Annotated in this window: 10 protein-coding genes and 1 tRNA gene; 3 read left to right on the top strand and 8 right to left on the bottom strand. The window is 71.1% G+C overall.

Annotated elements, in window-relative coordinates; translation table 11 throughout:
- Window position 1: 1 nt before the first annotated feature.
- Window positions 2–280, top strand: coding sequence for a hypothetical protein (locus ACIBF8_RS15210; RefSeq protein ID WP_363608600.1), 279 nt, complete (start codon window positions 2–4; stop codon window positions 278–280).
- Between the two features lie 2 nt (window positions 281–282).
- Entirely contained in the window at window positions 283–933 is a 651-nt protein-coding gene (locus ACIBF8_RS15205; RefSeq protein ID WP_396783434.1) for an aminodeoxychorismate/anthranilate synthase component II, read from the top strand.
- Window positions 934–979: 46 nt separating this feature from the next.
- On the opposite strand, the gene ACIBF8_RS15200 is transcribed toward ACIBF8_RS15205, so the two are convergent.
- The 8 genes from ACIBF8_RS15200 to ACIBF8_RS15165 are packed head-to-tail and all read right to left on the bottom strand — an operon-like array spanning window position 980 to window position 10,695.
- Entirely contained in the window at window positions 980–1,675 is a 696-nt protein-coding gene (locus ACIBF8_RS15200; RefSeq protein WP_396783432.1) for a vancomycin high temperature exclusion protein, read from the bottom strand.
- A gap of 19 nt (window positions 1,676–1,694) precedes the next feature.
- Window positions 1,695–3,509: a Stk1 family PASTA domain-containing Ser/Thr kinase gene (gene pknB, locus ACIBF8_RS15195; protein ID WP_396783431.1), complete on the bottom strand. Its 1,815-nt coding sequence runs from the start codon at window positions 3,507–3,509 to the stop codon at window positions 1,695–1,697.
- A complete protein-coding gene (locus ACIBF8_RS15190) occupies window positions 3,506–4,915 on the bottom strand; it encodes a protein kinase (RefSeq protein ID WP_396783429.1) in 1,410 nt (469 codons plus the stop codon). The genes pknB and ACIBF8_RS15190 overlap by 4 nt, the downstream gene beginning before the upstream one ends.
- Window position 4,916: 1 nt before the next feature.
- Window positions 4,917–6,422: a peptidoglycan D,D-transpeptidase FtsI family protein gene (locus ACIBF8_RS15185; protein WP_396783428.1), complete on the bottom strand. Its 1,506-nt coding sequence runs from the start codon at window positions 6,420–6,422 to the stop codon at window positions 4,917–4,919.
- Window positions 6,419–7,912, bottom strand: a complete 1,494-nt coding sequence (locus ACIBF8_RS15180) for an FtsW/RodA/SpoVE family cell cycle protein (protein WP_396783426.1) — start codon at window positions 7,910–7,912, stop codon at window positions 6,419–6,421. The genes ACIBF8_RS15185 and ACIBF8_RS15180 overlap by 4 nt, the downstream gene beginning before the upstream one ends.
- A 30-nt stretch (window positions 7,913–7,942) precedes the next feature.
- A complete protein-coding gene (locus ACIBF8_RS15175; protein ID WP_396783424.1) occupies window positions 7,943–9,418 on the bottom strand; it encodes a protein phosphatase 2C domain-containing protein in 1,476 nt (491 codons plus the stop codon).
- Window positions 9,415–9,900 (bottom strand): FHA domain-containing protein, encoded by a 486-nt coding sequence (locus ACIBF8_RS15170; RefSeq protein ID WP_088986981.1) that lies wholly within the window; start codon window positions 9,898–9,900, stop codon window positions 9,415–9,417. Before ACIBF8_RS15170 ends, ACIBF8_RS15175 begins: the two co-directional genes overlap by 4 nt.
- Before the next feature lie 6 nt (window positions 9,901–9,906).
- The gene (locus tag ACIBF8_RS15165; protein ID WP_269681726.1) at window positions 9,907–10,695 is read right to left on the bottom strand and encodes a DUF3662 and FHA domain-containing protein; all 789 of its coding nucleotides are present in this window, start codon (window positions 10,693–10,695) and stop codon (window positions 9,907–9,909) included.
- Between the two features lie 207 nt (window positions 10,696–10,902).
- Between ACIBF8_RS15165 and ACIBF8_RS15160 the strand changes: the two genes are divergently transcribed.
- Window positions 10,903–10,988, top strand: a tRNA-Leu gene (locus tag ACIBF8_RS15160).
- Window positions 10,989–11,035: the final 47 nt, after the last annotated feature.

Below are 11,035 nucleotides of genomic sequence, written 5' to 3'. Positions count from 1 at the left end.
GATGTACGCGTTCATCTGGCGCAAGTTGCCGTTCGGCCTGGTCGGAAAGCTGACCGGTTCGGTGCTGCTCGTGGCCGCCACGGTGGCCCTGCTGTGGTATGTCGCCTTCCCCTGGGCGGAACCCCTGCTGCCCTTCGACGACGTGCAGGTCGAGTCGGGCGTACCCGGCGAGACGGGTGGTGGCGACCCGGTGACCGTGGAGACCCCGGCCGGCGACGAGCACGAGTTGCCGTACGACACCGACCAGAACAACCCCGCGCCTCCCTCCCCGAGCAGGTGACCATGCGCGTCCTGGTGATCGACAACTACGACTCCTTCGTCTTCAACCTGGTGCAATATCTGGGCCAGCTCGGCGTGGACTGCGAGGTCCGCCGCAACGACGAGATCGACGTCGCCGAGGTGGGCGGGGTGGGCGCGGACGGCGTCCTGTTGTCGCCCGGGCCGGGCAGCCCCGACCGGGCCGGCATCTGCCTGGACGTCATCCGGGAGTACGCGGGCAAGCTACCGATCTTCGGTGTCTGCCTCGGCCACCAGGCGATCGGCGAGGCGTTCGGGGCGACCGTGACGCGCGCCCCCGAGCTGCTGCACGGAAAGACCTCCGAGGTACGACACCACTCGGTCGGTGTCCTCGCCGGCCTGCCCGATCCGTTCACCGCCACCCGCTACCACTCCCTCGCCGTGCTGCCCGAGACGCTGCCCGACGAGCTGGAGGTCACCGGCTGGACCGGCTCCGGCGTGGTGATGGCGATGCGGCACCGGACGCTGCCCATCGAGGGTGTCCAGTTCCACCCGGAGTCGGTGCTCACCGAGGGCGGCCACCTGATGCTGGCCAACTGGCTGGCCAGTTGCGGTCACCCCGAGGCGCTGGAGCGCGCGCCGGCGCTGGCCGCCGAGGTCGACGCCCGTCGTCGCGCGGCCTTCGCCACCACCTGAGCGCCGGACGGACGGGGGCTCAGGTTCGGAGCCGTTGCCAGGCGGGTCAGCCCCGCAGCGCCTGCTGGATCGCGGGGTCCGCGGGTGAGCGCACTGCTGGTGGCCGGTCGCGGACCGCGTCCCAGGCCGCCTTGCCACTGGCGAAGTAGTCCCGAACCGACTTCTCGGCGAGCAGAGCGGCACCACAACCGTCGCAGCGGGCGGCCACCCCGTCGACGTCGAGGCCGAGATGCCGGCACAGCGTCACCGCCCGGGACAGGTGGTAGGACTGGGTGACGATCAGGGCCCGCTCGACGCCGTACACCTCGCGCGCTCTGGCGCAACTGTCGTAGGTGTCCAGGCCGAACGGGTCGGCCACCACCCGACGCCTGTCGACACCGCGCTCGGCGAGGTACGTCGTCATCACCGTGGGCTCGTCGCCGGACGCGCCCCCGCCGTCGCCCGACACCAGGACGACAGTGGCCCGCCCGTTGGCCACCAGGTCGGCGGCGGTGTCCAGGCGGCCGGCGAGACGGTCACCCGGCCGCTGTCGATCGGCTGCCACCTCGGTGCCGAGCACGATCACCACATCGGCGGTCGGCGCGTCGGCGGCGGCGTACACGTGGCCGCGGGCGGCGAGCGTGGTCCACAGCCACGGGGAGCTGGCGAGCACCAGCAGGACAAGGCCCGCGACGGCCAGCCATCGGAGGCGGCGAGGCCACCGCCGTACCGCCCCGGCCGGGGGTGATTCAGCCTCGGTCATGCCGATGCCCGCGGGTGGCCTAGTCCTGGGGCCGGCTCGGCGGGGGCGGGAACGGCAGACCGATGCCGCCTCCGGTGCCGGGAGTTGTCGGCGTGGTCGTCGGCGTGACCGTCGGCGTCACTGTGGGCGTCGGGTCGGTCTCCGGCTCGGGTTGACTCACCTTAATGGTCACCCTCGTGCCGGTGGGCTTCTTCTCCTTGCCGTTCGGACTCTGGTTGGTGACCTTCCCCGCCTCGGCGGCCGGCACCTCCGGCCCCTCGTCCGGGACGACGGTGAAGCCGGCGTTGCGGAGGACCCGGGTGGCCTCCTCCTGGCTCAACCCGACCACGTCCGGCACCTCACGCACCTTGCCGTTCGAGACGGTGAGCGTCACCTTCGTGCCCTCCGGCACGCTCTCGCCCTCCGGCGGGTCGACCTTGAGAACCTCGTCCTGGCTCGCCTCGTCGTCCACCGTCTTGATGTCGTACTTGAGCTTCGCCTCGGTGAGCCGGGCGATGGCGCTCTCCCGCTTGCTGCCCTTCAGCCCGGCCGGAACGCGTACCTCGGGAACGCCGCCACAAACCTGAATGGTGACCGTGCCGTTCTGCTCCAGCCGGCTCGCCGGTGCCGGATCCTGGTTGACGACGTTGCCCTTCGTGCAGTCGCTTGCCAGCACCGGCTCACCCACCTTCGGTGAAAGCCCGGCCTGCTGGATCTCGGCGATCGCCGCGTCACGGGTCTTGCCGGTGAGAGTGGGCACCGACTTCAGGTCCTTGCCCTGCTGGCTCCAGAGCAGGGCGGCGACCAGCGCGATCACCGCCAGCACGCCGACCGCGCTGAACATCGCGATCAGCCAGGAGGACGCCTTGCGCTGACGCGGGTCGCCGACCCGAGCGGGAATCTGCCCGGTCTGCGGCCCACGGCCGGGAGCCGGATAGCCGCCCCCACCGCCGGCCGGGGCCATCGCCACCGTCTCCGCCTCGCGCAGCACCGGAGTGGCCAGCACGGGCCGGCCGGCGGCGGCACGGAGCAGGTCGGCCCGCATCTCGCCGGCGCTCTGGTAGCGGTTGAGCGGGTTCTTCGACAGCGCCTTGAGCACGATCGCGTCGACGGCCGGGGTGACGTCCGGGTTGATGTCGCTCGGCGTCGGCGGCGTCTCCCGTACGTGCTGGTACGCGACGCTGACCGGGCTGTCCCCGACGAACGGCGGGTGCCCGCAGACCAGCTCGAAGAGCACGCAGCCGGCCGCGTACACGTCGGAGCGCGCGTCGACAGCCTCGCCGCGCGCCTGCTCCGGGGAGAGATACTGTGCCGTGCCGATCACCGCGCTGGTCTGCGTCATGGTGGTCGCACCGCTGGCCAATGCGCGGGCGATGCCGAAGTCCATCACCTTGACCTGGCCGGTCTGGGTGAGCATCACGTTGCCGGGCTTGATGTCCCGGTGGATGATGCCGTGCCGGTGGCTGAACTCCAGTGCGGCACACATGTCGGCGCAGATCTCCAGCGCCCGGCGCGGTTGCAGTCGCCCCTCGGCGCCGAGGACCTCCTTCAAGGTCCGCCCGTTGACGAACTCCATGACGATGAACGGCAGCGTCTCGCCGGTCGGCGCGGTCTCCTCGCCGGTGTCATAGACCGCCACGATCGCCGGGTGGTTGAGCGAGGCGGCGTTCTGCGCCTCCCGACGGAACCGCATCTGGAACGTCGCGTCGCGGGCAAGGTCGGTGCGGAGCATTTTGATCGCGACGTCCCGACCGAGTCGGAGATCGCGACCACGGTGCACCTCGGCCATGCCGCCATAGCCGAGCAGCTCGCCGACCTGGTACCTGCCACCGAGCAGGCGGGCCTGCGCTGTCATCGCGTCTGTCGTCCTTCGCTCGTCGTCGTCCCGCCGTCGCCCGGCTGGAGTCGTACCTCCCGACGGTACGACGTCCGGGTCGGATCGTCGCGTCCGTCGAGTCGTAGCACGCCGGACGTCACGGTGCGCGGCGCCGGACCGGCGGATCCACCGGCCTGCGACTGCTTCCGTAGGTTGTAGGAAATCACGCCGGAGCAGAGCAGGACCAGCACGGCCAGCAGGATGGCGAGAAGCACCATCCCGGGCCGGGACCGCTGGGGCTCGGGTGCCGGCACCACCGGGCCGGCCTGCCGGGCGTACGCCGGTGGGTGGTCCTGCCGGGGCGGCCCGGCCGGCACCGCCGCGGCTCCGCGCGGGTAGCCGTTCGGTGCACCCTGCGGCCGAGCGGGCTGGACGGCCGGCGCGACGGCGGTGGGGCGTGGCTGTTGGGCGGGCGCGATCGCGGTCGGCCTCGGCCCGGCCGCCGGCGGGCGGGCGGCCGGCGGACGCAACTGGCGCGCCTGCGGCACCTGGGCCCGGCCCGGCGCGGCGGGTGAGGCGGGCGCCGCGGAGACCGGCCCGGAGTTGCCAGCGGCCCGAGCCTGCTGGGAGAGCGTGGCCTTGAGCTGACGGGCGACCCCGGCGAGTGCGGCGGCGCTCGGCCAGCGGGCGGCCGGGTCCTTGGCCAACGCCCGCTCCACCAGGGCGCGCACCTGCGGAGGGATGTCGGCCGGCAGCGGCCGGGGCGTCTCCCGGACGTGCCGCATCGCGATGTCGAGGGGGTTGTCGCCCTCGAACGGCCGCCGACCGGCCAGGCACTGGTAGGCGACCACGCCGAGGGCGTACACGTCGGACGCCGGGGTGGCCACGCCGCCGGTGGCCTGCTCCGGCGAGATGTACGAGGCGGTGCCGAGCACCGAGCCGGCGGCGGTGAGCTGGCCGACCAGGTCGGAGCGGGCGATGCCGAAGTCGGTCAGCACCAGCGTGCCGTTCGGCCGGACCAGCAGGTTGCCCGGCTTCACGTCGCGGTGCACGATGCCCTTCTCGTGCGCGGCGTGCAGCGCGTCGGCGGCCTGCGCAACGAGTGCCATCGTCCGGGCCGGAGTGAGCCGGCCGACCCGGCTCAACGTGGACGACAGGGCGTCGCCCTCGACGTACTCCATGACCAGGAAGGCGATCTGCTGGTCGTTGCCGAAGTCGTAGACGTCCACCACTCCGGGGTGGTTGATGGTGGCCATGGTGCGGGCCTCGCCGCGGAACCGCTCGCCGAAGTCCGGGTCGTCGAGCAGGGCGGGGAGCAGGCTCTTCACCGCGACCGTCCGGCCGAGCACCTGGTCGGTGCCGCGCCAGACATCACCCATGCCGCCGCTGGCGATCCGCTCGTCGAGACGGTAGCGGTTGCCGAGCTGCACGCCGGGGCTGAGCATGTCAGCGACCCCCTGGGTCGGCGATGGCGGCCCGCATGATCTGGCCGGCGATCCGAGCGGCCTCGGCGCTACCGCCGGGGCCGGCCTGCTCCAGCATCACGCAGACCGCGGAGACCGGGTTGCCGTTCTTGTCCAGGGCGAAGCCGATGAACCAGCCGTGGTCGGGCCGGTCCGGAGCGGACTGGGCGGTGCCGGTCTTGCCGCCGACCGTGTAGCCGCTGATCGCGGCATTCTTGCCGGTGCCGTTCCGAACCACGCTGACCATCATCTCGCGCAGGTCGGCGGCGACCTGCGGCTCGACGGGCTGCCGCAGCTCCCGCGCCTTAGCGGTGTAGTAGCTGGTGGTCCGGTCCGGAGCGAGCAGCTGCCGGACCAGGTACGGCCGCATCTGGCTGCCGTTGTTGGCGATCGAGCCGGCGATCATGGCGCCTTCGAGTGGCGTCATCCGGACGTTGTTCTGGCCGATCGAGGACTGGGCCAGTGCGGCCGGGTCGGTGCTGCCGTCCGGGTTCTGCATGGTCCCGGTCCGACTGGCCGCCGTGGGCAGGCCGCCCTCGCCGAGCTGGCCGACGGTCAGGTCGTCCTGCTCGAACCCGAACTGACGGGCCTTCTCCTTGAGAGTCTCGGCGCCGAGCCGTACGCCGAGCTGGGCGAAGCCGGTGTTGCACGACTCGGTGACCGCCTCCAGCAGGGTGACCTGCCGCTCCGGGCAGATCGACGCTGCGGCGTTGCGGATCGGGGTGCCCGAGGTGGGCGCGGTGTAGCTGGGACCGGCCGGGATCTGGGTGGTCTTGGTGACGCCGTTCTCCAGCGCCGCCGCGGCCACCACGATCTTGAAGGTGGAGCCCGGCGGCAGCGTCTCGGAGAGCGCGCGATTCTTCAGCGGACCGTCCGGATCCTGTTCCAGCTTGTTGTACGCCGCGGCGGCCTCGTTGCTGTTGTGGCTGGCCAAGGGGTTCGGGTCGAAGCTGGGCATGGAGACCAGCGCCTGGATCGCGCCGGTCCGCGGGTCGATGGCGATCGCCGCGCCCCGCTTCGCCCCCACCTGGTTGTTGCGCAACTGGTCGTACGCCGTGTCCTGCGCCCGCTTCGAGAGCGTGAGCAGCACGTTGCCGCCACCGGTGTCGTCGCCGGTGAACATGTCCTTCAACCGGTCGCCGATCAGCTGGTCGCTGGTGCCGGCCAGGAAGTCGTTCTCCACCTTCTCGATGCCCTGGTCCGCCAGGTTGACCGGCTTGTAGCCGAGCACGTGGGCGTACTTGGCGCCACCCGGGTAGGTGCGCCGGAACTTCAGGTTGCCGGTGGTCTCCTTGCTGGTGGCCAGGGCCGTGCCGCCGGCCTCGATGTTGCCGCGCTTGCGGTTGTACTCGGCGACCTGGACCCGACCGTTGTAGTCGCTGGTGCGGTATTCGTCCGCCTTGTACGCCTGGATCCAGTTGAGGTTGGCGAAGAGCAGACCGAACAGGACCATGACAACGACGCCAACGCGGCGCAGGGGTGCGTTCACGGCTTGATCACCTCCGTGGGAGCACCGTGCAGCTGCTCGGGCGGGCCACCGCTGGGACGGACGGCCTTGCCGCCGCCTCCTCCGGTCACCGGTCGGCGGGCGCCGTCGGAGACCCGCAGCAGCACCGCGATGAGCAGCCAGTTGGCCATCAGCGACGACCCACCGGCGGACAGGAACGGGGTGGTCTGACCGGTCAGCGGGATGAGCTTGCTGATCCCGCCGACGATCACGAAGACCTGGAGGCCGAGGGTGAACGCCAGACCACCGGCGAGCAGCTTGCCGAACGAGTCCCGGACCGCGAGCGCGGCACGCAGCCCGCGCTCCACGATCAGCAGGTAGACGACCAGCAGCGCGGAGAGGCCGAAGAGGCCGATCTCCTCGCCGATGCCGGCGAAGATGAAGTCGTTCTGCACCTCGGGCAGGATTTCCGGCTGACCGCCGCCCGGCCCGGCACCGAAGAGCCCACCCGTGCCCAGGGCGAGCAGGCCCTGCACGAGTTGGTAGCCCTTGTTGGTCGGGTCGGCGAACGGGTCGAGCCAGATCTCCGCCCGCAGGTAGAAGTTGGCGAACGGCCCACCGACCGTCGAGCCGAGGAAGTAGGCGAGGTACGCGCCGCCGAAGAAGAGGACCAGGCCGATCAGCAGCCAGCTGACCCGTTCGGTGGCGATGTAGAGGGTCACCACGAACATGCCGAAGTAGAGCAGCGAAGTGCCCAGGTCCTTCTCGAACACCAGCACCAGGACGCTGATCAGCCAGACGCCGACCACCGGCCCGAGGTCACGCCCGCGCGGGAAGTCGATGCCGAGGAAGCGCCGGCTGGCCAGCGACAGCACCTCGCGCTTGCGCACCAGGTAGTAGGCGAAGAAGACCAGCAGCGCCAGCTTGGCGAACTCACCCGGCTGGATCGAGAAACTGCCGACCCGGACCCACAGCTTCGCGCCGTTGATCTCGGAGATGCTCGACGGCAGCACCGCCGGGATCATCACCAGCACGATGCCGGCCAACCCCAGGGTGTACGCGTAACGGGAGATCGACCGATGGTCGCGCATGAGGACGAGCAGGCCGGCGGCGAGGATCACCGCACCGAGCGTCCAGGCCAACTGGCGCCCGCCCTGCCCGGCGAAGACGGCCAGGCTCTCCCGCTCGGCCACCGGGGCGTCACCCAGGTCGATCCGGCGCAGGAAGCCCACCCCGAGCCCGTTGAGCAGGGCCACCGCCGGCAGCAGCGCCGGGTCGGCGAACGGGGCGAGGAACCGGATGACCAGGTGCAGCCCGAGGAAGACGGCGCCAAGCGCGGCGGCCGGCATCCAGAAATCCGGGGTGACCGTATCCAGCAGGTTCGCCTCGACGGTCGCCCCGTACGCGGCTACCAACACCATCGCGAGCAGTAACAGGGACAGCTCGGCGTTGCGGCGCGACCGCGCCAGGCGTACGCCGGATTGCTCGCCCGCAGTGGCGGGCGAGGGTGCCGGTGTGGCCGCTACGGTCACGGGTGGGGTCCTCAGGATCTCAGCCGACGCTCACTCAGGAGACCGGCAACCGGCCGGGTCGAGCGCCGGCGTGGCCGAGTCTGAGGGCGTGACGTCGGGTGTGGTGGTCGCGCCGGCCCCACCGAGAGCGGTGGTGGCACCGACGGTCGGGCTCGCGCTGACGACCCCGTTGGGGGTCGGCGACGCGTTGACGCTCGGGCTGCCGTTCGGGGTCGGTGTCGAACCGATCGGCGTCGGCGTGGGCGTGGGCGTGTTGCCCCCGGCGGCGGTCGGGTCCAGCGGGCAGAGCGGCTTCAGGTTGGGGTTGCTCGGCGTGTCGCTGGTCAGCTCGGCGAGCTGACGCTCGGCGTCCGGCTCACTCTTGGCCCGGATGCCGACCTTGACGGTGTCCTGTGCGGCGACCGTGAGATCGTCCAGGCGGGTGCCGCTGCGGCGATGCACGCTGGACAGGTCCATCCCGGCGATCTGACCCTGGACACCCCGGAAGACGGCCACCTGGCCCTCTTCGGTGGCACCCACGTAGTACTGCCGCTGGGTGTACGTCCAGCCGCCGAACGCAGCACCGCCGACGATCACCAGTAGGGCCAGCGCCATGGCGGCGGTGCGGACCGGGCGTCGCTTCGGCCGGTCGGCGTCGTCGTCGGAGGCCGCCGGCTCCTCGGGCGCGGCCGGCCGCGGCGCGGAGAGCGCCGAGGCTCGGGCGGCCGGGGTCGAGTTGTCGGCGGAGGTCGCCATGCCCCGGTCCCGGGCGGCGGCGCCACCCACGATCGGGGTCGCCTCGACGATGTCCTGATCCGTCGCGTCGGCGATGATCACCGTGATGTTGTCCGGCCCACCGCCGCGCAGCGCGAGCTGCACCAGCCGCTCGACGCACTGCTGCGGGTCGGTGTACTCCCGCAGGGTCTCGCCGATGGTCTCGGCGCTGACCACACCCGAGAGGCCGTCGCTGCAGATCAGGTACCGGTCGCCGGGCATGACCTGGCGTACCGAGTACTCCGGGTCGATGTCCCGACCGTCGAGGGCGCGGGTGAGCAGCGACCGCTGCGGGTGGCTACTCGCCTCCTCGGCGCTGATCCGGCCCTCGTCGACGAGCATCTGGACGTACGTGTCGTCCTTGGTGATCTGCGCGAACTCGCCGTTGCGCAGCAGATAGGCCCGTGAGTCGCCAATGTGGACCATGCCCAGCTTGCTGCCGGTGAACAGGGTCGCCGTCAGCGTGGTGCCCATCCCCTCCAACTGCGGGTTGGCGTCCACCGTGTCGCGGAGTTGTTGGTTGGCGGTGCCCACGGCCGAACGCAACGCATCGACGAGAGCGTCCCCCGGGACGTCCTCGTCGAGCGGCGCCATGGCACCGATGACGATGTTGCTGGCGACGTCACCGGCGGCCATACCGCCCATGCCGTCGGCAACGGCGAGTAACCGCGGCCCGGCGTAGACGGAGTCTTGATTGCCGTCTCGGATCAGACCGCGGTCGCTGTGGGCCGCATAGCGCAGGGTCAGAGTCATGGCCGTAATTCGAGGGAAGTGCGGCCGATCCGGATCGGCACGCCGAGGGGGACGGGGGTTGGTCCGGTGACCTTAGCGCGATCGAGGTACGTGCCGTTAGTCGAGCCGAGGTCCTCGACGTACCACTGCCCGTCACGCGGCACGAGCCGGGCGTGTCGCGCGGAGGCGTAGTCGTCGGTGATGACCAGGGTGGAGTCCTCAGCCCGACCAATGGTGATCTGCGCTTCACCGAGAGTGATCCTGGTGCCGGCCAGCTGACCGGCTGTCACCACCAGCTGGTGCGCCGCTCTGCCCCGCTTCACCTTCGCTGGCTTGGCCGCCTGCCCCGTTGAGGCGCCCACCGCGCGTGGCGCGGCCACCAGACGACCGGACCGGGCGCCCGCGAAGAGGTCCCGACGGATCACGCCGACCACCGTGAACACGAAAATCCACAGCAGGATCAGGAACCCGAACCGGGCAACGGTGATGACCAGTTCCGGCAAGGCGGGTCAGCCGTCCACGCGGAAGGTCAGCGTCGTCGTGCCGAGCTGGACCATGTCACCGGGGTTGAGCGCGACGGCGGAAACCCGCTGCCCGTTCACCATGGTGCCGTTGGTCGAACCCAGATCCGTCAGCACGACCTGGCCCCCGTCGAAATCCAGCCGGGCGTGTCGCCGGGAGATGCCGACGTCGGGCAGGCGCAGGTTGGCCTGATCGCCGCGACCGATCACCGTCGACCCCATCTGGAGGGGGTAGGTGCGACCGTCGCCGGAGACCAGCCGCACGTTGCGACCGCCACCGTGCCCCGGCGGCGGGCCGTAGCCGCCGCCCTGGTCGTACGTCGGGTAGGCGGGCGGACCGGCGTCGTAGCCGGGCGCCGACACCGGGGCGACCTCGCCGCCGGTGTAGACCTCGGCCGTGACCCGGAACATGCCCGTGTCCAGGCCCTCGCCTCGCTCGATCTCGACGATCACGTCGCCGTAGACCGTCCACGCCTGCTCGCCGATGAACTCCGCCTGCGACTGGGCCAGCTCCTGGGCCAGCGCGGCGGCGTACGGCGCCAGACGACTGTGGTCGAACGGCGAGAGATCGATCACGTAGCGGTTGGGCACCAACGTGCGCCCACCGGCCAGGATCGCCTTGTGCGCCTCGGCCTCCCGCTGCATGGCGTTGAGGATCTCCACGGGGTGGACCACCCCTTTGAAGACCTTGGCGAAGGCCCCTTCGACCAGGCCTTCCAGACGCTTCTCGAAGCGTTGCAGCACGCTCACCGGCTCCTCCTCGGGTCCCGAGGACATGATGGTATCCGGCCGGCGCGCGCGCAGCTCACACGCCGCTCGGCCGGCTGCTCCCGGCCCGTTCGGAAGGGCCGGGAGTGTCGTGCTAATCTTTCGTCCGCCACGAACGGTAATCGCTCGTGGCGAGCGCCAGGGACAGCGTAGTATTCCCGAGGCCCGTTGGAGACAGCGGGACCGGAGCGGCTACAGTGTTTCGGGTCGTGCCACGGGGATGTGGCGGAATGGCAGACGCGCACGGTTCAGGTCCGTGTGCCCGAAAGGGCGTGGGGGTTCAACTCCCCCCATCCCCACCACCGACGAGGGCTCCGCTTGATGCGGGGCCCTTCCGTCATATCGGGAC

Origin of the sequence: Micromonospora sp. NPDC050276 (assembly GCF_044459545.1) — a bacterium.
Classification (GTDB): Bacteria; Actinomycetota; Actinomycetes; order Mycobacteriales; family Micromonosporaceae; genus Micromonospora.
Note: the sequence above shows the minus strand (reverse complement) of the source record. Positions and strands in the feature narration are given on the sequence as shown.